At 43.8% G+C, this 23,164-nt stretch carries 26 protein-coding genes; all 26 read left to right on the top strand.

Annotated features, from left to right (window positions below; all coding sequences use genetic code 11):
* Positions 1-289 precede the first annotated feature (289 nt).
* Positions 290-520: a 50S ribosomal protein L31 gene (gene rpmE, locus AC25Y6_RS16815; protein ID WP_482101132.1), complete on the top strand. Its 231-nt coding sequence runs from the start codon at positions 290-292 to the stop codon at positions 518-520.
* Positions 521-710: 190 nt separating this feature from the next.
* The gene (locus AC25Y6_RS16820) at positions 711-1,316 is read left to right on the top strand and encodes a thymidine kinase (protein ID WP_482104328.1); all 606 of its coding nucleotides are present in this window, start codon (positions 711-713) and stop codon (positions 1,314-1,316) included.
* Positions 1,317-1,704: 388 nt separating this feature from the next.
* Positions 1,705-2,781, top strand: coding sequence for a peptide chain release factor 1 (gene prfA / locus AC25Y6_RS16825; RefSeq protein ID WP_488143836.1), 1,077 nt, complete (start codon positions 1,705-1,707; stop codon positions 2,779-2,781).
* The gene (prmC, locus tag AC25Y6_RS16830) at positions 2,774-3,628 is read left to right on the top strand and encodes a peptide chain release factor N(5)-glutamine methyltransferase (protein WP_488143837.1); all 855 of its coding nucleotides are present in this window, start codon (positions 2,774-2,776) and stop codon (positions 3,626-3,628) included. Before prfA ends, prmC begins: the two co-directional genes overlap by 8 nt.
* A gap of 44 nt (positions 3,629-3,672) precedes the next feature.
* Positions 3,673-4,257: a stage II sporulation protein R gene (locus tag AC25Y6_RS16835; protein ID WP_488143838.1), complete on the top strand. Its 585-nt coding sequence runs from the start codon at positions 3,673-3,675 to the stop codon at positions 4,255-4,257.
* A gap of 60 nt (positions 4,258-4,317) precedes the next feature.
* Complete coding sequence (locus tag AC25Y6_RS16840; protein ID WP_488143839.1) at positions 4,318-5,346, top strand: L-threonylcarbamoyladenylate synthase; 1,029 nt, start codon at positions 4,318-4,320, stop codon at positions 5,344-5,346.
* A gap of 68 nt (positions 5,347-5,414) precedes the next feature.
* Positions 5,415-5,918, top strand: coding sequence for a manganese efflux pump MntP (locus tag AC25Y6_RS16845; protein WP_488143840.1), 504 nt, complete (start codon positions 5,415-5,417; stop codon positions 5,916-5,918).
* A 58-nt stretch (positions 5,919-5,976) separates the two neighbouring features.
* A complete protein-coding gene (locus AC25Y6_RS16850; protein WP_488143841.1) occupies positions 5,977-6,417 on the top strand; it encodes a low molecular weight protein arginine phosphatase in 441 nt (146 codons plus the stop codon).
* Between the two features lie 216 nt (positions 6,418-6,633).
* The gene (gene rpiB, locus AC25Y6_RS16855) at positions 6,634-7,071 is read left to right on the top strand and encodes a ribose 5-phosphate isomerase B (protein WP_482101123.1); all 438 of its coding nucleotides are present in this window, start codon (positions 6,634-6,636) and stop codon (positions 7,069-7,071) included.
* Between the two features lie 317 nt (positions 7,072-7,388).
* Positions 7,389-7,934: a TIGR01440 family protein gene (locus AC25Y6_RS16860; RefSeq protein ID WP_488143842.1), complete on the top strand. Its 546-nt coding sequence runs from the start codon at positions 7,389-7,391 to the stop codon at positions 7,932-7,934.
* Between the two features lie 64 nt (positions 7,935-7,998).
* Entirely contained in the window at positions 7,999-9,249 is a 1,251-nt protein-coding gene (gene glyA, locus AC25Y6_RS16865; RefSeq protein ID WP_488139062.1) for a serine hydroxymethyltransferase, read from the top strand.
* 211 nt (positions 9,250-9,460) lie between these two features.
* Positions 9,461-10,090, top strand: a complete 630-nt coding sequence (gene upp, locus AC25Y6_RS16870) for a uracil phosphoribosyltransferase (RefSeq protein WP_488143843.1) — start codon at positions 9,461-9,463, stop codon at positions 10,088-10,090.
* 19 nt (positions 10,091-10,109) lie between these two features.
* The gene (gene wecB, locus AC25Y6_RS16875) at positions 10,110-11,228 is read left to right on the top strand and encodes a non-hydrolyzing UDP-N-acetylglucosamine 2-epimerase (protein WP_488143859.1); all 1,119 of its coding nucleotides are present in this window, start codon (positions 10,110-10,112) and stop codon (positions 11,226-11,228) included.
* Positions 11,229-11,824: 596 nt separating this feature from the next.
* Positions 11,825-12,196 (top strand): ATP synthase subunit I, encoded by a 372-nt coding sequence (locus tag AC25Y6_RS16880; RefSeq protein WP_482104318.1) that lies wholly within the window; start codon positions 11,825-11,827, stop codon positions 12,194-12,196.
* Positions 12,197-12,335: 139 nt separating this feature from the next.
* A complete protein-coding gene (gene atpB, locus AC25Y6_RS16885) occupies positions 12,336-13,061 on the top strand; it encodes a F0F1 ATP synthase subunit A (protein WP_482104317.1) in 726 nt (241 codons plus the stop codon).
* 65 nt (positions 13,062-13,126) lie between these two features.
* Positions 13,127-13,351, top strand: coding sequence for a F0F1 ATP synthase subunit C (gene atpE / locus AC25Y6_RS16890; protein ID WP_149581150.1), 225 nt, complete (start codon positions 13,127-13,129; stop codon positions 13,349-13,351).
* A 146-nt stretch (positions 13,352-13,497) separates the two neighbouring features.
* Positions 13,498-14,052 carry a F0F1 ATP synthase subunit B gene (gene atpF, locus AC25Y6_RS16895; protein WP_482101115.1) on the top strand — a complete coding sequence of 185 codons (555 nt, stop codon included), beginning with the start codon at positions 13,498-13,500 and terminating at the stop codon, positions 14,050-14,052.
* Positions 14,049-14,588 carry a F0F1 ATP synthase subunit delta gene (locus AC25Y6_RS16900; protein ID WP_488143844.1) on the top strand — a complete coding sequence of 180 codons (540 nt, stop codon included), beginning with the start codon at positions 14,049-14,051 and terminating at the stop codon, positions 14,586-14,588. Before atpF ends, AC25Y6_RS16900 begins: the two co-directional genes overlap by 4 nt.
* 25 nt (positions 14,589-14,613) lie before the next feature.
* Entirely contained in the window at positions 14,614-16,122 is a 1,509-nt protein-coding gene (atpA, locus tag AC25Y6_RS16905; protein ID WP_482104314.1) for a F0F1 ATP synthase subunit alpha, read from the top strand.
* Between the two features lie 43 nt (positions 16,123-16,165).
* Positions 16,166-17,023, top strand: coding sequence for an ATP synthase F1 subunit gamma (gene atpG / locus AC25Y6_RS16910; protein WP_488143845.1), 858 nt, complete (start codon positions 16,166-16,168; stop codon positions 17,021-17,023).
* Positions 17,024-17,067: 44 nt separating this feature from the next.
* A complete protein-coding gene (gene atpD, locus AC25Y6_RS16915) occupies positions 17,068-18,483 on the top strand; it encodes a F0F1 ATP synthase subunit beta (RefSeq protein ID WP_488139057.1) in 1,416 nt (471 codons plus the stop codon).
* A 150-nt stretch (positions 18,484-18,633) separates the two neighbouring features.
* Positions 18,634-19,041 carry a F0F1 ATP synthase subunit epsilon gene (locus AC25Y6_RS16920; RefSeq protein ID WP_488143846.1) on the top strand — a complete coding sequence of 136 codons (408 nt, stop codon included), beginning with the start codon at positions 18,634-18,636 and terminating at the stop codon, positions 19,039-19,041.
* 82 nt (positions 19,042-19,123) lie between these two features.
* Positions 19,124-19,348: a DUF1146 family protein gene (locus AC25Y6_RS16925; RefSeq protein WP_488139255.1), complete on the top strand. Its 225-nt coding sequence runs from the start codon at positions 19,124-19,126 to the stop codon at positions 19,346-19,348.
* 392 nt (positions 19,349-19,740) lie between these two features.
* Positions 19,741-21,039: a UDP-N-acetylglucosamine 1-carboxyvinyltransferase gene (murA, locus tag AC25Y6_RS16930; protein ID WP_488143847.1), complete on the top strand. Its 1,299-nt coding sequence runs from the start codon at positions 19,741-19,743 to the stop codon at positions 21,037-21,039.
* A gap of 144 nt (positions 21,040-21,183) precedes the next feature.
* The gene (gene spoIID / locus AC25Y6_RS16935; RefSeq protein WP_482101108.1) at positions 21,184-22,152 is read left to right on the top strand and encodes a stage II sporulation protein D; all 969 of its coding nucleotides are present in this window, start codon (positions 21,184-21,186) and stop codon (positions 22,150-22,152) included.
* 10 nt (positions 22,153-22,162) lie between these two features.
* On the top strand, positions 22,163-22,822 hold the full coding sequence (locus AC25Y6_RS16940) for a peptidoglycan DD-metalloendopeptidase family protein (protein ID WP_482104311.1): 660 nt from the start codon (positions 22,163-22,165) through the stop codon (positions 22,820-22,822).
* Positions 22,823-23,164: the final 342 nt, after the last annotated feature.

Raw genomic sequence — 23,164 nt, forward strand, 5'->3', positions numbered from 1 at the left:
CCGCTCGGAACGGAAATCAACGGGATTGAAGGAAATCGGACTTTTGCAGTGGTCTCGCATAGAGTGTGAGGCATTAACCATGCACAGGCGAATTCAACAAGATTCTTTATTTCAACACATATCATCTAATTAAAAATAGTTGCATCTGCAAAAAAAACTTGTTATAATATCTGAGGTAACTTAAATAATATCTGCGTGCATATGCGGTTGACGAACACGGGCCGCGTAAGGCATCAGTCTTATAATACAACTCTGTTCCAGATGGTTCAGGGCGAAAGGAGAGAGATTGATGAAAGCAGCAATTCACCCAGCTTATAAAGTAGCAACTGTTACTTGTTCATGTGGTAACACATTTGAAACAGGTTCTGTAAGAGAAGACATCCGCATTGAAGTTTGTAATGAATGCCACCCATTCTACACTGGACGCCAGAAATTTGCTCAAGCGGACGGACGTGTCGACCGCTTCAACAAAAAATATGGTCTCAAAGAAGAAGGCCGCGAAGAAGAAGGCCAAGAGTAAGATCTGCTCAATACCCGTCAGGTGCACATGCGCCGGGCGGGTATTTCTTTTGAGAAAAACATATAAAAATCCTCTAACACATCCCAACGTTAAAAAAAGACGTCAAGTTGAACTTCTTTTAGGGTATGATAAATAGTCCAAAGACATTTTAGTAAGCACTACATAGATGCAAAACCGGAAGGAGATTCACATGTACGTAACTATGCAAGGTGGTTGGATTGAAGTAATTTGCGGCAGCATGTTCTCAGGGAAATCCGAGGAACTCATAAGGCGCATAAGAAGATCGCAATTCGCCAAACAGAAAATAGCAGTATTCAAACCGGAAATCGATGACCGCTATAGTGAAGAAGCGGTTGTCAGCCATGATGGGACAACCGTCATCGCGAACCCCGTTGCCGACTCAAACCACATCAAAGAGTTCGTCTCAGATGACTACGATGTGATTGCTATCGATGAAGCACAATTTTTCGACGAAGGAATCGTTGACTTGGTAATGGGATTGGCTGATCGAGGATTCCGCGTCATTGTTGCCGGACTCGACCAGGATTTCCGCGGTGAACCATTCGGACCTATGCCGCGTCTAATGGCAGTGGCTGAACACGTGACCAAGCTGCAAGCGGTTTGCACGGTATGTGGTTCGCCTTCCAGTAGAACCCAGCGGCTCATCAACGGCACGCCCGCCGGCTACGACGATCCTGTCATTCTGGTGGGAGCTTCGGAAGCGTACGAGCCAAGATGTCGCCAACACCACGAAGTACCAAATGGTGTTACAGCTGCAGCGATTGTAAAAGGATAATAGCGAGTATGCCCGTCCGGTAGTATCGGGCGGGCTTTTATCTTTATTCAGCATTCATCTCTCACTTCCATAGGTGGGAGATGAATGCGGTTTTATTTTCCTGTTCAGCGGGTGTCCAAACGCCCGCTGAAAAAAGATAAAGCCTCCGGCGGATGTCACAGATTTTGAAAGGAGTCAATCGAGCAAGCACGATTCAAAATCTGGACGCAATTACGCCGAGGCGTAATTGATGTCTTGTGCATTGCCGTAACCTTTAAAAGAAGGGTCTACAATTAGAACTTCATCCAAACCTTCAACGAACCTATAGTTCCAGTGAAATAACTGTATTTAAACCAAGAATTCCCGTACAATGAACGTACAAATCAGTCCTGAAAATGAGGTGTCCATAATGTTTGATAGGCTTCAAGCAGTAGAAGATAGATACGACCAGCTGAATGAAATGCTTAGTGATCCAGAGGTAGTGAGCGACATGACCAAGCTCCGTGAGTATTCGATTGAACAATCCGGTCTACAGGAAAAGGTCGAGACGTATCGCTCGTATAAACATGCAGTTGCAGAACATAAAAGTGCCAAAGAAATGTTGAATGAGCATCTTGACGATGACATGAAAGAACTTGTCAAAATGGAGATTTCCGAGCTGGATGATCAAATTGAGTCTTATGAAGAAAAGTTAAAGCTATTGCTCGTTCCGACAGATCCGAATGACAAGAAAAACGTTATTATGGAAATCCGAGGGGCAGCTGGAGGCGACGAAGCAGCACTTTTTGCGGGTAGCTTATTCCGTATGTACAGCCGCTACGCGGAGATGAATCACTGGAAAGTGGACGTCTTGGATTCTTCCCCGACAGAACTTGGCGGCTTTAAAGAAATTATTTTCCTCATTAATGGCAATGGTGCCTATTCGAAGTTGAAATATGAAAACGGGGCACACCGCGTACAGCGGGTACCGGAAACTGAATCGGGCGGGCGGACTCATACATCGACCGCAACCGTCGCATGTCTTCCAGAAGCGGAAGAAGTCGAAATCGTCATCCATGAAAAAGACATCAGAACCGATACATTCGCATCATCCGGTCCTGGAGGCCAGTCCGTCAATACAACAATGTCCGCGGTTCGACTTACGCATTTACCGACAGGAATTACAGTATCCATTCAAGATGAAAAATCACAAATTAAAAATAAAGAAAAAGCAATGAAAGTATTACGAGCTCGTGTTTCCGATAAATTCACACGCGAAATACAAGATGAGTACGATGAAAAGAGAAAATCTGCAGTGGGTACAGGGGATCGTTCAGAGCGAATCCGCACGTACAACTTCCCGCAAAACCGAGTGACCGATCATCGCATCGGCCTGACGATTCAGAAACTCGATCAGATTATTGAAGGCAAACTGGATGAAGTAATCGACGCATTGATCATGGAAGAACAAGCATTTCGTCTGGAAAGTTTGGATCGCAATGACTGAAAAAATTTATGAAGCTCTCCAGCGGGCTTCTTCTTTATTGGAGGAAACTGGACTCGAACCGCATGCTGCACAACTTCTAATGGAATTTGTTACGCAAAAATCCAGAGCTACTTTATTTGCCGATATACAACAACAACTTACAGTCGACCAGCATTCTGCATTTTGGGATAAAACTGCCGAACTGCTCGAAGGAAAACCTGTTCAATATGTAATTGGTGAAGAAGGTTTTTACGGTTACACATTTAAAGTAAATGAAAATGTTTTAATCCCTCGACCTGAAACGGAAGAACTCGTTTATGGTGCACTCGCTAAAGCGCGTAAAATCTTCAACAGTAAAACAATCAACGTTGCTGATATTGGAACCGGCAGCGGCGCTATTGCAGTTTCATTCAAAAAAGAATGGCCAGAAGCAAGCGTTACAGCAACAGACATCAGTAAAGAAGCACTAACAATTGCTGAGCATAACGCAAATGCGAATGATGCCGCCGTTACTTTCCTGCATGGCGATTTAACTGCGCCGATTGCAGGAGAAAAGTGGGATGTCGTCTTATCGAATCCGCCTTACATTGCACATGAGGAAGCCGCGTCCATGTCTGGCAACGTGCTCAACCACGAGCCGCATAATGCTTTGTTTGCGGATGAAGACGGCCTCTACTTTTACAGAAGACTTGCTGAAAGCTTACCGCCGCTTATGAATACACCTTTTCTCATTGCAGTTGAAATCGGTTATCTGCAAGGACCTGCTGTGCACAATCTATTTAAAGTAGCATTTCCGAAAGCGACAGTGGAGACGGTAAAAGATATCAACGGCAAAGACCGAATCATATTTTGCGAGACTCGTGAATAAATCTCCCTAACTCTGGCAACAATGCAGAGTAGGAGGGGATAGCGATGTTACCAGACTATGAGATTAGGAGAACGAAAACAATAGGTCAAAAAGTGCTCCCTTATATTGAATTCATTATTGTGCTCATTATTATTCAGTCTTTTATAACGGTGTTCGCTGAAGCAGGCGACGATGAACAATCAATTCGATTTAGGTTGTTGGCTGATTCCAATGCACCAGCCGACCAGCAAGTGAAAAGAGATATTCAACAAAAAATTCAGCCGCTTATCGAAGAGGCTGTAAATAAGTCACGAACGAAACAAGAGCTTGGGGATAACTTAGCAGCACTTGAAATCACAATTCTAGACATTGCCAATTCGATGTCAAATGGGGCAAATGTTTCATTGATTCGTAAAAATGCTTTGTTTCCACCTAAACGCTCAGGGCTAATGATTGCTCCACAAGCGGAATATGATGCATACATTTTGACGATTGGCAGTGGACGTGGGGATAATTGGTGGTGTGAGTTATTTCCGAAAATCTGTTTTCCCGATAAACCCGATAAAGCAGTAGAAGTAGAAGTAAAAGAGGAAGAAGAGGAAAAAGTCACTTTCTTTGTTTGGGAGTGGATAAAAAGTATTTTTGCATAAAGTTATCAACTATTTTTGTGGATAAACTCAGGGAAATGTGTATAAGTGGAGGATTAGTGTATGAAAACGATTTTAACTTCAGTGGATAACATTCTGGATAACAAAAAAAACTATGAACAGGCTGTGGATATATTGAAAAATGGCGGTGTCGTTGCGTTCCCGACGGAGACGGTATATGGCTTAGGTGCGATGGCAACTGATGAACAAGCCGTACAGAGAATCTTCGAAGCAAAAGGAAGGCCATCAGACAATCCGCTAATCGTACATATTGGTCAAAAAGAACAAGTTCACACCTATGCATCGGCTATTGCAGGAAATGCAGAAAAACTGATGGATGCTTATTGGCCTGGTCCGCTGACACTTGTGTTTCGTAAAATTCCCGGTGTGATAGCCGCGAATGTAACTCCAGGTGTTGAAACAGTCGCAATCCGTATGCCTGATCATCCCGTTGCACTGGAACTCTTACGTGCGCTCGGAGAACCGTTAGCAGCACCAAGTGCCAATCGAAGCGGAAAACCGAGTCCAACAGAGGCAGCTCACGTTTACAAAGATTTGAACGGTCTCATTCCCCTCATTTTAGATGGTGGTCAAACCGGTGTCGGAGTTGAATCGACAGTACTGGACATGACGACAGTTCCGCCTACAATTCTACGGCCAGGTGGTATTACACAGGAAATGATAGAAAGCATCATTGGTCCAGTAGTATCGGAGAATACAGTCGTCGGTGAACAAGCGCCGCGTTCACCCGGCATGAAGTATTTGCACTATGCACCTGAAGCACCTCTGTACATTATCAACAACGAAGCTGAAGACATTAGTAAAGCAGTCGATACCCTTCAGGCTGAAGGCAAGAAAGTCGCGTTTATCGGGCATGATGATCTAGGTGCCTTGGGTGCGGATTGGTTTTTTTCAGTCGGTCCCGCGCAGGATAATGAAGCAATGGCGACAAATTTGTACGCAGCACTCCGTAAATGTGATTTGACCGATGCGGATATTATTCTTGCTGTCGAGACGGACATGTCTGGAGTAGGTGCTGCTGTTATGAATCGGTTAATGAAAGCCGCCGAAGGTAAAAGATATATCAACTGAATGCTTACGAATGACCTCCCTTAAATCCGCATAAGATTGACTGATGCTGATTTAGGGGAGGTTTTACTTTGGAAGAAGTTTTCGCGGCTGGAATAACAACCTTGGACGTTATTGTAATCTATTCTTTCCTACAAATTAAAAAAGGGAAATTTGTTTTAGCGCTATGGACATCATTTCTTAATATGGTATTTCCTTTTCTAGGGTTTATAACGGGAGAACTGTCAGCGCATATATTTACAGTCTGGAGCAGCATTTTATCAGGCGTTATGCTCAGTTTGATCGGCATACATATGCTGTTGCAAGCGGATGAAAAAAAATCCTCTTCTCAACAAATTCCGCCATTGTTTATCGCATTTGCAGTGAGTGTAGATGCCTTTTCAGTCAGTGTTTCATTTGGTATGCTTCAGATGGATAAAACACTGTTCATACTTGCATCTGGTTTTTTCACGTTTGTCTTTTCATATGCAGCTCTGCGGATAAAGGGGCATATGGGTCTAAAAAATGGAAAAGTACTGAGACGAATAGCAGGTTTGGCTTTACTAGTTTTAGGGATAATATCATGTTTTCGTTGAAATTCACAGTTTCTTTATTCACAAGAATCAGCTAATCTAAAGAGAGAAGGTAATAGAAGTGAATGTTTATTTTATATGTACAGGAAATACATGCAGAAGCCCAATGGCGGAAGCGATTCTTCGATCAAAAGCAATTAACAATGTGTCTGTTCGCTCGGCTGGCGTTTATGCACGCGATGGCTGGCCGATTTCATTGAATGCGAAAACGCTCATTGAATCAGCGGACATGCCTTATACACCAGTCTCGGAGGAAGTAACAGAAGAAAATCTGGAATGGGCAGATATTGTTTTGACGATGACGCAATCGCACAAGGAGAACCTATTAAATTCTTATCCGGAAATAGGCGATAAGGTATTTACAATAAAAGGATATGCGAAATCGGCATTGACGGGGGACGTTCAAGATCCATTTGGAGGCGATCTTGAAACCTACCGACAGGCATTCAATGAGTTGTCGAAAATCATCGATGTGCTCGAACACAAACTGACGGGGGAATAGGGTATGGCTGAAAAAGGAAAAAAGCAATTCGGCTTACGGAGGAACTATATGATGTAATAAGCCGCTTCGATTGTACAAAATAATACCGGAACTTTCATGTGCATTTGGCGGAATGCTATATCAACTAAAAAATACAGCCCATTTTCATGAGGGGTGTGTTTTTTTGTGGAAATCTGATAGAATAAGTTGTGAGTATATTATGAAAAGGGGGATCCTGTGAAAATTGCGATTTCTTCAGACCATGGCGGAAACAATCTTCGACATGAAATTATTAAATTAATGTCAGAGTTATCATTAGAGTTTGTAGATTTTGGTCCCAAATCAGATGAATCCGTGGACTACCCCGATTTTGCAGCACCAGTCGCAAATGGAGTAGCATCGGGAGAATTTGACCGTGGTATTCTTATTTGCGGAACGGGCATCGGGATGTCTATTGCAGCAAATAAAGTAAAAGGAATTCGATGTGCACTTGTCCATGACGTCTTCAGTGCCAAAGCGACAAGGCAACATAACGATTCAAACATCCTCGCGATGGGCGAACGCGTCATCGGCCCAGGACATGCCAGAGAAGTAGCTGCGGCTTGGCTAGATACACAATTCGAAGGCGGAAGACACGAACGAAGAATCGGCAAACTTATGGAATTAGAATCCTGAAAAGCGGAGGCGCCTGTTCAGCCCCGACCAGCGCTGGAGGACCTACCGAAAAAGGCGTACTTTGCCTTTATCGGAAGGTCTGAAGCGACTCGAGGGGCTAGGCGCCGAAGCTAGACATCCTGAAAAGCGGAGGCGGCCGTATAGACGCGACAGGCATAAGACAAGCCTGCGAAGTGGCGTCCTTTGCCGCACAGCAGGATTGACTTATGACCCGAGCGTCTAGCCGCCGGAGCTGGCCATACTAAAAAGCGCAGGTGGCCGTTTAGCCCTCAACAGCGCTGGACAGTCTAAATACCACAAGAAAGCAGGTGGTAAAAGTGGATGCTTTGAATTTATGGAAGCTTCAACTGGAACAATTGTTAGCGGAAATGTCTGAACAAACGCAATTTCGTTCAGGCACGCTATTCGTCGTAGGGTGTTCGACTTCTGAAGTTGCCGGCAAACGAATTGGTACAGGAGGAGCGCTTGAAATCGGAGAAGCGCTATATGGACCTCTGAAAGACTTTGCTGAGAAACACAAATTATTTCTTGCATTCCAAGGATGCGAACACATTAATAGAGCTTTGACAATTGAACGTCATGTCGCTGAAAAGTTCATGCTTGAACCGGTCTCAGTCATTCCGGTCATCCATGCAGGTGGTTCCATGTCTGCCTATGCCTATCAGCATATGAATGATCCAGTTGTCGTGGAGCAGATTAGCGCAAGTGCTGGCATCGATATAGGACAAACGCTGATCGGCATGCATTTGAAACAAGTAGCTGTTCCATTGCGTACATCCATCCGAACTGTTGGAAATGCAATTGTGTCGGTAGCCACAACTCGGCCAAAGTTGATTGGTGGAACTAGAGCAATGTATGAATAAAGCGTTTACATCTGGCCACTGTAGACCGAATAAAAAATAGATGATAGTGAAGGGGAATGAAAAAATGGAATTGAACAAATTGGGTAACGTACAACGTGAAGACGTAGCAGTATACGATGCAATTATGGCGGAGAAAAAGCGTCAACAATCTAATATCGAATTGATCGCATCCGAAAACTTCGTAACAGAAGCAGTTATGGAAGCACAAGGATCATATTTGACAAACAAATACGCAGAAGGCTACCCAGGCAAACGTTACTATGGCGGTTGCGAACACGTCGACGTTGTTGAAAACATTGCACGCGACCGAGTAAAAGAAATTTTCGGTGCGGAATACGCAAACGTTCAGCCACACTCTGGTGCACAAGCGAATATGGCTGTTTATTTTGCTGTTCTTGAGCCTGGAGATACAGTTCTTGGTATGAATCTTTCACACGGCGGTCACTTGACGCACGGAAGCCCGGTTAACTTCTCAGGCGAATTGTACAACTTCGTCGATTACGGCGTGGGCAAAGAGGACGAGCTAATTGACTACGACGATGTCCGTCAAAAAGCGCTTGAGCACAAACCGAAAATGATCGTTGCGGGTGCAAGTGCATACCCACGTGAAATTGACTTTGCAAGGTTCCGTCAAATTGCAGATGAAGTCGGTGCATATCTATTCGTTGATATGGCGCACATCGCAGGACTTGTTGCAGTGGGCGAACACCAAAACCCAGTTCCACATGCACACTTTGTTACTTCAACAACACATAAAACATTGCGCGGACCGCGTGGTGGACTTATCCTTTCTACACAAGAATTCGAGAAAAAACTTAACAAATCAATCTTCCCAGGCGTTCAAGGCGGTCCATTGATGCACGTTATCGCTGCAAAAGCGGTTGCATTTGGAGAAGCACAGAAACCAGAATTCAAAACGTATATCCAACAAGTGAAAAGTAATGCAAAAGCACTTGCAGCAGCACTTATCGCTGAAGGCGTCGATATCGTATCTGGCGGAACAGACAACCATTTGGTATTGCTTAACCTGCGTTCACTTGAAATCACAGGTAAAATTGCGGAGAAAGTATTGGATGAAGTCGGCATTACTGTGAACAAAAACACGATTCCATTCGATACAGAAAGCCCATTCGTTACTTCAGGTGTCCGTCTTGGTACTCCTGCGGTTACAACACGCGGTTTCAAAGAAGAAGAAATGAAGGAAATCGCATCTATCATGGCTAAAGTCTTGAAAAACCACGAAGACGAAGCTGTGAAAAAAGAAGCTCTAGAACGCGTTGCGGCATTGACGGATAAATTCCCTCTTTACGCATAATCGTATAATAGTCAAGCCGCTATCTATTTGATGGCGGCTTGTTTTATGCAAAATAGGACAGGGGTTCTATTATTACAAGCCGATGCCACTGCTAGAAGTCGACCGATTGCTTGCCGAATAGTTAGACATTTAGCAGTCGGTTGTTAGGCATCCCAGAACGAGAACATTTCTGTTATAATGAACAGGACATTCCGAAAAGGGGCGAAAACCAATGCCGAAAATACATGTATTTGATCATCCGCTTATTCAGCATAAACTAACGTACATACGTGACATCAACACAGGAACAAAAGAATTCCGTGAACTCGTCGACGAAGTGGCAACACTTATGGCATATGAAATTACGCGCGACCTTCCGGTTCATGAAGTGGAAATTCAAACACCGGTTTGTAAGTCCAAATCGAACGTTCTTGCAGGTAAAAAACTCGGTATCGTACCGATTTTGCGTGCAGGAATCGGAATGGTGGATGGCATCCTTAAACTGATTCCGGCAGCAAAAGTAGGGCATATCGGACTTTACCGTGATCCTGAAACATTACAGCCGGTTGAATACTATGTGAAACTGCCTTCAGACGTATCAGAACGTAACTTCATCCTTGTCGATCCTATGCTTGCAACAGGCGGATCCGCAATTGCAGCGGCCAATTCATTGAAAAGCCGTGGAGCAAAACACATTACATTCATGTGTCTGATTGCCGCGCCTGAAGGTGTAAAAGCAATGACAGATGCACATCCTGATGTAGATATTTTCATCGCTGCACTTGATGAAAAATTGGATAAAAAAGGCTACATCGTCCCAGGACTTGGCGATGCAGGCGATCGTCTATTCGGAACAAAATGAGTTGGAAGGCGTGAATACATTGACTAAGAAATGGAAAGTTATGACGATTTTTGGTACGCGTCCTGAAGCCATTAAAATGGCACCGCTTGTACTAGAATTGCAAAAGCATTCGAACGATATCGAATCAATCGTAACGGTTACGGCTCAGCACCGTGAAATGCTGGATCAGGTGCTACACACATTCGGTATCATCCCTGATTATGATCTAAATATCATGAAAGACCGTCAAACACTCATTGACGTTGCAACTCGCGGTCTTGAAGGACTTGACCGCATCATGAAAGAAGCTCAACCGGATATCGTACTTGTTCACGGAGATACGTCGACTACTTTCATCGGTAGCTTAGCTGCTTTTTATAATCGAATTGCAGTTGGACATGTAGAAGCAGGACTTCGCACGTGGAATAAATACTCACCGTACCCGGAGGAGATGAACCGGCAGTTAACAGGTGTCATTGCTGATCTGCATTTCTCGCCAACAGAGCAATCCGCTCGCAACCTTATTGAAGAAGGCAAGTCGGAAGATCGTATTTATATAACAGGTAATACTGCAATCGACGCACTTCAAACGACAGTGCGTGAAGAATACTCCCATCCAGTTCTCGACAAAATCGGAACGGACAGGCTTATATTGTTAACAGCACACCGCCGTGAAAATCTGGGCGAACCGATGCGCAATATGTTCCGAGCCATTAACCGGTTGCTTGTTAAGCATGACGATATCCAAGTTATCTATCCTGTTCATATGAATCCGGCAGTGCGCGAAGTAGCTGATGAACTTTTTGGTGACAATGATCGCGTTCATCTGATTGAACCACTTGAAGTTCTCGACTTCCATAACTTTGCGGCGCGTTCACACATTATCTTGACGGACTCGGGCGGTATTCAAGAAGAAGCACCATCACTTGGAAAGCCCGTTATCGTATTGCGTGATACAACCGAACGTCCGGAAGGAATCGAAGCCGGTACACTAAAACTGGCCGGTACGGATGAAGAAACAATCTTCAATTTAACGGATACACTTTTGTCCGACGAAGTGGAATACAATAAAATGGCTAAAGCATCGAATCCATATGGTGATGGCCATGCTTCTGAACGAATTGTTGAAGCACTGAAAAAATACTTATCCTCCATTTAAGCAAAAGGTATAAGAATGACGGCCGAATAAAAGGGCCGTCTTTTTTTTAGACAGGGCCTTCATGGCTCGACACGACACATTAAGCAAAACCCTAATATGATTTTCGTGAAAAATACGATTCGCGAAATAAACGCCAAATTTGACGAATGTTTGACAAAGTGAAGTCTTTGTGAAAAATTTCACTGTAATCAATTGACATCAAAATATGCCTATTGTATGCTTACAAAGGGTTAGAATGATAGGGTTTTCTTATTTGAAACGGCAACTAAATGTGAATGTTAAGGCTTTGTAATTATCTATCGCTTTTTGACGGATATGCAGAGGCCTAAATAGTATCATGCATTTGATAAGATGTAGCATTTGCCGAACTGCCTTTCATTCGACAATACTCGCTACTAAATAACAGGTTCCATCCTTTTCAGTGTCTTGCCATCATTAATGTAAGCGTCCTGCTTAGATTGGACAAATAACTGGCTAGACAGCGAAACGGAACACCCCGCTATTCCTTGTGAAATTGCTTTCAACTACGCCTTATCTAAGTCGAAGTTGCAAGGCTCCATCCAATCCGGAAATACGAATCAGGAGATTAACTAACCATGCAAACATTGCAAGAAATTTATAGTAGGCAAAAAAGAGCTCTATTTTTTTTGCTCGCATTGTTCGTACTGGGGTGGGCATTTACTGACTTAAAATTGATTTTCGCAGGATTGATTCTCGGATCTCTTTTCGGATTGTATAATTTTTGGATCCTTGTCCGTAAAATGGAAAACTATGAACGGAAATTTGCACAAGGGAAAAATGGTACTTCGCTCGGGACATTTATACGTTTCGCTTCTGGTGTAGGTGCGGCTGCAGTTGCAACAGCGATGCCGGAATATTTTGACCTAATCAGTACGATTATCGGCTTTGCGATACCTTATGTTCTTCTACTAGTTGAGAGGATCATATACCACGCTAGACATCAGTAAAGCTTTTTTCGTCAGCAGGACTTTTCTCTAATGCAAGTCGTTATGAAAAAAGCTTACTGCACTTCTATTCTGTATTATCTGCGAAGTGATGCAGAAATAGCTTGACTTAATTCTGGTTGCAAAAGGGAGGTGAACGAAAATGGAACATGGAAATCCGTTATACACGGCTTTCGAAGGTACATTATTTGAAATGACATTCAATCTTTCAAACGTTTTAATGCTTTTCATCACATGTGCAATTGTATTCCTAATCGCGTTTTTCGCTACACGTCGTTTACAGTTGAAACCGACAGGCATGCAAAACTTCTTTGAATGGGTCATGGATTTCGTTAAAGGAATCATCAAGAGTAACATGGACTGGAAAACAGGTGGTAGATTTCACGTGTTGGGGATTACCCTTATCATGTTCCTCTTTGTATCGAACGTATTAGGGATTCCATTAGCAATCTATTGGGATGGGGATCTTTGGTGGAAATCACCGACAGCAGACCCTGTAATTACAATGACACTAGCAGTTTTGGTCATTGCTCTCACACACTATTACGGCATTAAGATGTCAGGGCTGAAAGAATACGGAAAAGGTTATCTTAAGCCACTTCCTTTCCTTGCACCGCTTAAAGTCATTGAGGAATTTACAAACACGCTGACACTCGGTTTGCGTCTTTATGGTAACATCTATGCCGGTGAAGTCCTTCTAGGACTCCTGGCTGGACTCGCAACATCAGGTATGCTCGGGTTGTTTGGAGCGGTCGTACCGTCACTTGCTTGGATGGGCTTCTCGATTTTCGTCGGGGCGATTCAATCATTTATCTTCGTTATGTTGTCTATGGTCTACATGTCACACAAAGTGGCAACAGACCATTAAGCATATAATGCCCGGATAACCGGGCGATAGAACAAAAAAACAGGGAATATTAGGAGGAAACAATAATGGTAGGTTCAGTTGGTCTATTAGCAGCAGCAATCGCAATTGGTTTAGGTGCACTAGGTGCAGGTCTAGGTGCAGGTCTAGTCGTTTCAAAAACACAAGAAGGAATCGCTCGTCAACCAGAAGCACGCGGTATTCTTCAAACAAACATGTTCGTCGGTGTTGCACTTGTTGAAGTTGTTCCGATTTTCGCAGCAGTTATTGCATTTATCGTAATGAACAAGTAAGTATAAGAAATATTTACTAAATGGCGAAGAGAGTAGTCTGAAGTTCTTCGCCATTCTTTTATGTAGTAGGAAAATCTTATTTTGAAAATAATGAACGTTTTCCATAGTTTAAAGAAACGTAAGCTCTTGAAGGGAGTGAATTAATCGTGTTTATGGATACCTTCGTCCTATTGGCAGCAGATGGTGAGGCCGTTAAAGGATTGGCGCAATTGAATGGCAAGTTGAACCTTGGCGATATTATCGTCACAGTCTTATTCTTCACGATTCTCATGCTTCTTTTGAAGAAAGTTGCTTGGGGCCCACTTATGGGTATCATGGATCAACGTGCTGAGTTGATCGCAAATGAAATTGAATCGGCTGAAAAGAGCCGTGCAGAATCACAACAGATTCTTGAAGAACAGCGCAACCTTTTGAACGAAGCGCGTAACAACGCTCAAGAGATTGTCGAAAATGCCCGTAAGCAAGGCGAAACGCAACGTGCAGAAATCATCACAGCGGCTCGTTCAGAAGTGGTTCGTATGAAAGAAGAAGCAACGCTTGAAATTGCTTCAGAAAAAGACAAAGCGGTCGCGGCAGTTCGCGGAGAATTCGTATCTCTTTCTATCCTTGCAGCATCTAAAGTACTCGGTAAAGAAATTTCCGAGGAAGATAATCGCGCATTGATCGAAGAAACGATTGAGAAGGCAGGCGAAGGGCGATGAGCCAATCGGTTGTTGCACAACGCTATGCACTAGCATTGTTCGAATTAGCACAACAAAACGGACAAACTGGACCGATTCAAGAAGAACTTCTTGAATTGAAAAAAGTTTTCCTAGCAAATAAAGAGCTCGGTCAGTTACTTGAAACACCGAGATTGAAAGCTGCAAAAAAGAAAGAGCTTATGGCTGATTCATTTAAAGGAGCGAACCAGCTCATTTTGAATACATTGAACCTAATGCTCGACAAACAACGCATAAACGAAGTTGTAAACCTTATAAACGAGTTTACCGCATTAACGAATGAAGCAGCTGGAATTGCTGAAGCAAAAGTGTATTCTACACGACTGCTTACTGCGGATGAAAGCCTTGCAATTTCGACAGCATTTGCGAAAAAAATCGGTAAGCAAGCATTACGTATTGAAAATATCATCGATCCGAGCCTAATCGGAGGCATTCGTCTCCAAATTGGTAATAATATCTACGACAGCAGCGTGAGCGCTAAGCTCGAGCGACTGAAACAGGATCTTATCGGTTCATAAATCAGAAATTTGAGGGGTGACATGCATGAGCATCAAAGCTGAGGAAATCAGTGTTCTCATAAAACAGCAGATTGAAAATTATCAATCTGAGATGAAAGTGAGCGAGGTAGGTACAGTTATCTCAATTGGTGACGGTATCGCACGTGTTCATGGCCTCGACAACGCCATGGCTGGGGAACTTTTAGAGTTCTCTACTGGCGTCTTGGGTCTGGCTCAAAACTTGGAAGCGAACAACGTTGGTATCATTATCCTAGGGCCATACACGGACATCAAAGAAGGCGATGAAGTACGTCGAACAGGCCGTATTATGGAAGTTCCTGTTGGTGAAGAATTAATCGGACGCGTTGTAAATCCACTTGGGCAACCAGTTGATGGATTAGGTCCGATTGCAACAACAAAAACACGTCCAATCGAAAGCCCGGCACAAGGGGTTATGGCGCGTAAATCCGTTCATGAACCACTACAAACCGGCATCAAAGCGATTGATGCACTAGTACCAATCGGACGCGGACAGCGTGAATTGATCATCGGAGACCGTCAAACAGGTAAAACGACAGTTGCGATTGATACAATCCTAAACCAAGCTGACCAAGATATGATTTGTATCTATGTAGCAATCGGTCAAAAAGAATCAACAGTTCGTGGAGTTGTTGAAACGCTCCGTAAAAATGGCGCACTTGATTACACAATCGTCGTAACGGCTTCTGCTTCACAACCGGCTCCACTACTATATCTTGCACCTTACACAGGTATATCAATGGCTGAAGAATTCATGTTCCAAGGTAAGCACGTTCTAATTGTTTATGATGATTTAACGAAACAAGCAGCGGCATACCGTGAACTTTCTTTGCTACTTCGTCGTCCTCCGGGCCGTGAAGCTTACCCTGGCGATGTATTCTATATTCACTCACGTTTACTTGAACGTGCAGCGAAGTTGAATGATACACTTGGTGCTGGTTCGATCACGGCACTACCATTCGTTGAAACACAAGCAGGAGATATCTCCGCTTATATTCCAACAAACGTAATCTCCATCACTGATGGACAAATATTCCTTCAATCTGACCTATTCTTCTCGGGTGTACGTCCAGCGATTAACGCCGGTCTTTCCGTTTCCCGTGTTGGTGGTTCAGCGCAAATTAAAGCAATGAAAAAAGTTGCGGGTACTTTGCGTCTTGACCTTGCGGCTTACCGTGAGCTTGAAGCATTCTCGCAATTCGGTTCTAACCTTGATTCTGCAACACAGGCGAAACTTGACCGCGGAGCGCGTACAGTTGAAATCTTGAAGCAGGATTTGAATAAACCATTTAAAGTGGAACAGCAAGTTATGGTTCTTTATGCATTGACACGTGGTTTCCTTGACGATATTGAAGTTAAAGATATTCTGCGTTTCGAAAGCGAACTGTTAAGCTGGCTACAAACGAACCATACTGATGTTTTAGATCAAATTCGTACGACGAAAGATCTTCCGGCTGATGATTTGATGGCAGGAGCACTCAACGCATTCAAGAAAACTTTCGCACGTTCTGAATAATTCTTTTTAGAATTAAAAAAACAAAAGGTGGTGAGAATTGCCAATGGCATCTTTACGCGACATAGAAAACCGTATTAAATCGACGAAAAAGACAAGTCAAATTACGAAAGCCATGCAAATGGTCTCCGCTTCTAAATTGAGCCGTGCCGAACTGAATGCGAAAGCGTTCATCCCGTACATGGAAAAAATTCAGGAAGTCGTCGGATCAATCGCAGCTGGAACAAGCGACTTGAGTCACCCGATGATGGTATCCCGGCCCGTTAAAAAGACTGGATATATCGTTATTACATCGGACCGTGGACTTGTTGGAGGGTACAACGCCAACATCTTGCGCATTGCAAAAAATGCGATTGAAAAACGCCACTCTTCAGTAGAAGAAGTGAGCATCCTTGCAATCGGCCAAAAGGGTTACGACTTTTTCGATCGACTTGGTTTCGATATCGTTGAAAGTCGGATTGGTCTATCGGATCATCCCTCTTTCAATGAGATAAAAGATATCGCGAAGCGTGCTGTTGGCATGTTCACAGAAGGCGAGTATGACGAAGTCTATTTGTATTACAATCACTTCGTCTCCGCCATCGCAAGTGAAGTGACGGAAAAGAAATTGCTTCCGCTCACTGACATCACATCGACTTCCGCAACAACTTCGTATGAGTTTGAGCCTTCAGGTGAAGCAATCCTTGAAGTGCTTCTTCCGCAATACGCGGAAAGTCTCATTTACGGAGCTGTAATTGACGGAAAAGCGAGTGAACATGCTTCCAGTATGACAGCGATGAAAACTGCTACGGATAATGCAGCTGATTTGATAGATTCTTTAACACTTTCATTCAACCGTGCACGACAAGCTGCGATCACGCAACAAATTACGGAGATCGTTGGCGGCGTCGCAGCTCTTGAATAGGAGCGGGCACTGTACGGCAAAGAGTAAGACAGGAGGGAATAAGTATGAATAAAGGACATGTTCTTCAGGTTATGGGTCCGGTTGTTGACATCAAGTTCGAAGACGGTCAGCTTCCTAATATCTATAACGCTTTGAAAGTTCAGATTGAACGTCCAAACACCGAGCCTGAAACGTTGACACTTGAAGTCGCGCTTCACCTCGGAGATGATTCTGTACGTACAATTGCAATGTCTTCAACAGATGGTCTGCAACGCGGAGCAATCGTTGATGATATGGGTTCTGCAATTTCGGTTCCAGTTGGTGACGTTACACTGGGACGTGTATTTAACGTACTTGGAGAGATTATTGACCTTGGTGAGGAAATCCCGGCTTCAGAACGCCGCGACCCGATTCACCGGTTAGCTCCAGTATTCGAAGAACTTTCAACTGAAGTTGAAATTCTTGTAACAGGTATTAAAGTTGTTGACTTACTTGCTCCATACATTAAAGGTGGTAAAATCGGCCTCTTCGGTGGTGCAGGTGTAGGTAAAACAGTTCTAATTCAAGAATTGATCAATAACATCGCACAAGAACACGGTGGTATTTCCGTATTCGCAGGCGTTGGAGAACGTACTCGTGAAGGGAACGACTTATTCTACGAAATGACAGATTCCGGCGTTATTAAGAAAACGGCAATGGTCTTCGGTCAAATGAATGAGCCACCTGGCGCACGTATGCGTGTTGCTTTATCTGGACTTACAATGGCAGAACATTTCCGTGACGTACAAGGCGCGGACGTACTTCTGTTCATCGATAATATTTTCCGCTTTACACAAGCAGGTTCTGAAGTTTCAGCACTACTTGGCCGTATGCCATCAGCAGTTGGTTACCAACCGACACTGGCAACGGAAATGGGTACACTTCAAGAACGTATCACGTCTACAAATGCTGGTTCAGTTACGTCTATCCAAGCAATCTATGTACCAGCGGATGACTATACTGACCCGGCTCCTGCTACAACGTTCGCTCACCTTGATGCAACGACGAACCTTGAGCGTAAACTTTCTGAAATGGGTATTTACCCTGCGGTTGACCCACTTGCTTCAACTTCACGTGCACTAAGCCCTGAAATCGTCGGCGAAGAGCATTACGAAATTGCGCGTCAAGTACAACAAACGCTTCAGCGTTACCGTGAACTTCAAGATATCATCGCAATCCTAGGGATGGATGAACTTGGAGAAGAAGACAAGCAGCTAGTTGGACGCGCTCGTCGTGTTCAAAACTTCCTGTCACAAAACTTCCACGTAGCTGAGCAGTTCACAGGACAAAAAGGATCATACGTACAAGTTGCCGAAACAATTAAAGGCTTCAGCGAAATTCTTGCAGGTAAGTACGATCACCTTCCAGAAGATGCATTCCGACTTGTCGGAACGATTGAAGACGCTATTGCAAAAGCAAAAGGTATGGGTGTTGAAGTTTAATCAGCAGGATTCAAATCCCTGCCAAATCAAATAAAAGCTTCCGGTGAATAGCGTAGATTTTTTTAGGGGAGTTATCGAGACTTGCTCGATAAAAGTCTGCGCCCAATTCGCCGATGTGAATTTGATTTTAAGGGACCAGGAGGGGAAAAAATGAAGACAATTAAAGTCAATATCGTCACTCCCGACGGCCCTGTTGTTGAAACCGAAGCGAACATTATCATCGCAGCTACCGAAACAGGCGAAATCGGGATTCTTCCCGGCCACATCGCGATGGTTGCGCCGCTTCAAATCGGTGGGCTTCGCCTACAAAAGGAAGACTCGACTGAACATATCGCCGTTCACGGTGGTTTTATCGAAGTCCGTCCGGATGTTGTCACTGTTTTGGCTCAAAGTGCGGAACTGGCTTCTTCTATTGATATCGACCGTGCAAAAAAAGCGGCGAAACTAGCAGAAGAAACACTTCAGGCAAAAAAAGAAGGCAGAGAACACGACTTAGCGGAACTGGATTTAAAACGTGCCCTCAATCGTATCAATGTCTACGAAACAAGAAATAAATGAGTTGTTGAGTTGGCGGGCAGAAGAACAATTCTTCTGTTCGCCTTTTCATTTATTAAGGGAGGACCCTACTTTGGATGCTATAATGGGCTATCAACCGTTACTGTCAATCGTTTCACATACTGTTTTCATAGCCGTTGCCTTTTTTGCATTGCAAGCGATCATGCCAGAAAAAATCATAAAAAAAAACCGTGTCTTTCAAGCACAGTTATTGTTCATTTTATTAAGTATCACGATCGGATGGTCCGTGTCGAATTTCTTTTTAGAATTATCCTATTGGTCCGGAAGGCTTCCGTTCATGTTCGGCTAACTTAATAACCATTTTTGATGCAAAAAAAAAAGGGTGATTTGAGCAGCAATTTGATCAGCTACATGTTATCGCCTTGTATGCGAAAAACATCTCGTATTTAAGGCGATGACATGAAATTCATCAATTTTTTTGAGCTTAGGTTTGCTGTGCCGATTTAGAGGGAACTGATACTACAGGTGGAGAGATATTATGACACAAAACGTCAATAGTGTACATAATATAGACTACTTAAGTACTTAGTCGGTAAAATAGCCCAGACGTTACTTGTTATAAGGGGAACGTCAGTGTAAAATAGTATATGTTTTGAAGATGAATGTATGACTAAAAAAATCGAATATATAAAATGAAAAATAACATGAATTGCTATAAATTAGGAGTCGGAGGGACTTATTTTGGATAAAATTATTATCACTGGCGGACGTGTACTTAATGGTACTGTCCGAGTCGAAGGCGCTAAAAATGCTGTGTTGCCTATACTTGCTGCTGCATTGCTTGCATCAGAAGGTGTCAACGTAATACGCGACGTACCCAATCTTTCGGACGTTGGAACAATAAACTCAGTTCTTAAAAGCTTGAATGCAAAAGTGGACCACTTCCCAATAATGAATGAAGTCGTCATAGATTCTTCGGATACACTTTCAACTGAAGCACAGTTCGAATATGTACGGAAAATGCGTGCGTCAATTCTTGTAATGGGACCGCTTCTCGCACGTAATGGCTTTGCACGAATTGCACTTCCAGGCGGCTGTGCAATCGGATCACGTCCGATTGACCAACATCTAAAGGGCTTTGAAGCAATGGGTGCGGAAATTACTTTCGGCCACGGACACGTTGAAGCGAAAGCTGAAAACGGTTTAAAAGGCGCTAAAATCTATCTCGACTTTCCAAGCGTCGGCGCAACTGAAAATATCATGACTGCAGCGGCTTTGGCGGCTGGTACAACAATCATCGAGAACTCAGCAAAAGAACCCGAAATCGTTGACCTAGCGAACTTTATCAATGAAATGGGCGGTAAAGTTGTCGGAGCGGGTACGGACACAATTCGAATTGAAGGCGTCCAAAAATTAGTTGGCACAACGCATCACATTATACCGGATCGTATCGAAACAGGTACTTTCATGGTAGCAGCTGCAATTACGGGCGGAAATGTCATTATTGAAAATGCAGTTCCAGAGCACAACGCAGCACTTATTTCCAAGTTAACGGAAATGGGTGTAGTCATTACTGAACTGGATGAAGGTGTCCGCGTTACAGCAAAACTACCTTTGAAATCCGTAGATTTAAAAACAATGCCTCATCCTGGTTTTCCAACAGATATGCAATCCCAAATGATGGCACTTATGCTGACATCATCGGGTACAGGTATTTTGACCGAAACCGTTTTCGAAAATCGCTTCATGCACGTTGAAGAATTCCGTCGGATGAATGCTTCCCTCAAAATTGAAGGAAGATCAGTCATCATAAATGGACCTTCAAAACTACAAGGTGCTGAAGTAGCAGCAACGGACCTTCGTGCGGCAGCAGCCCTCATTCTAGGAGGACTGGTTGCAGAAGGTGTTACCCGTGTTACGGAACTATCGCATCTTGACCGCGGATATGTGAACTTCCACGGAAAACTTGCGGCACTCGGTGCGGATATCGTACGTGTATCCCCTGAGATGAAAACTGAAAAAACGGTACAACACGTTTAATTTCATTCCATAAGTACTTGAAAGGGCTGTAGTGTAGAGACTACGGCCTTTTTTGTCTTCACATATATGAAGACTCAAAATGCTCCTTTGCTAGTATGTCCAAAAAAACATGAATAATACGTCTCGTTTTTCATATAATCAATTATGGACAAACTACTAACAGCGTTCCTCATCATCCTTTTATTTTTCATCCCTATCCTATTAAAACAAACTCCGCAAATCACAAAAGAAGTTGAAGAACCGGAGGCACAGCTTTGCTACGTGGAGATCATCGTTACCGGCGTAGACAAGCCGATCCCACTTGAAGAGTATGTAGTAGGTGTCGTCGCAGCTGAAATGCCTGTCACATTCAGTGAAGAGGCTTTAAAGGCACAAGCAGTTGCCGCACGGACATACGCACTCCGAACGACCGAGAACGGCAAAAAACCAATCGCCGCAGATGTATCTGCACAAGTCTATTCCTCCGAAAAGAAACGGAAAGAGCGTTGGGGGAAAGAATTCAAACGCAATGAACGAAAAGTACGTGCAGCGGTGGAGGCGACTGCAGGGGATATTATTACTTATGGAGACGAAATGATAGCTGCAATGTTTTTTTCTACATCGAATGGACAGACTGAGACAGCGCAAAATTTCAGTGGCAATGACGTACCTTACTTACAAAGCGTGGATAGTCCCGGGGAGGGGGACGTTGCTGCAAACGTAGAAAGGAAAACCGAATTGAAACTCACTGAGTGGAATAAAAAGATAGGAAGCAAGTGGAGCGCTGATCGATTCAAATCACTTCAACTCGTTAGAAATGATACAGGTCGTGTTCAGAAAGTCCTCTCTACAGAATTTCAAGCGAGTGGCAGGGAAATGCGAGATTTGCTGGGACTAGCATCTACGGATTTTGATATCGCATTCGACGTAACGAATAGTATTGTTCATGTTACAACGAATGGCTATGGCCACGGTGTAGGGATGAGCCAATACGGGGCGGAAGCATTTGCTCAGAAAGGATGGACCGCCGAAAAAATTCTTTTACACTATTATTCGGGGACAAAAATAAAAAAATTCACTTTACTTGATTCGGAATGTTTAAAAACTCTCTCACTTGCAGATAATAGCGAGTGAGGTGATGACAATGCGAGAAGAAAAACCGAAAGCCCCTTCTCAGAAGAACAAAAGTGCAAAGGCAAAAAGCTGGTTTTGGCCTGTAGTCTATTCGGGTATCGCAATCGTCTTCGTTGGTATGATCTGGGGTTACAATGCATACATGAAAGAAGATGCCCCAGGTTTAGCCAACGATGCAGCGAAGGACCCGCAAGATGGATTGGTCGTCGAGACGAACGCAGCAAACGAAACACTCAAATACCCATTTGCTGAAGAGTCTATCGACGAAGTAGCGATTCTGCAAGATTTTTATGACGTAAATGCAGAGCCCGCCGTGCGTGAAAACGCGTTACTCGTCTCCAGCCAGACGTATGTAACAAACACAGGCATATCGATTGCGATTCAAGGCAAGGAATTTGAAGTTGTTTCTTCACTCAGCGGTACAGTAGAAGACATCTTGCTAGACCCGTTTAAAGGTGATGAAATCATACTTTCTCATGCCGATGGGTTAAAAACAATCTATCGATCCGTCACAGGTATTCTCGTTAAAAAAGGTGAAGAAGTGGTTCAAGGACAACCACTCGCCACAACAACAGAAAATGAATGGAATCCGACGGCAGGCAACCATCTTCATTTCGAAATCCAACAAGATGGGATAGCCGTAAATCCAAGCACTTTTCTAGCATTTTAATAGCAAGTTTCCAGCCATTCCAGAGCCAATCCGGAGTGGCTTTTTCTTTGGGGTAAATAGGGTGGTCGGCTTTGAGACCGCTCGAAAACAGCGGGGAACCGCCCGAAAACTTTTAGCGACCGCTCAAAAATTACGTGGGACCGCCCAAATCCCGCGCATGACAGCTCGAAATCCCCGAGCGACCGCCCGAATCCTGCGCCCGACCGCCAAAATCCCACAAATAACCACCCCAAAAACGCAAACAACCGCCCAGAAAATCCCCATAACCACCCAAACCCCACCCACTCCCGACAACCGCCCGCATATCCCACTCAACAACCGCATAGGATAAAGGAAGATTCG

Source organism: Sporosarcina sp. Y1004, assembly GCF_057669665.1.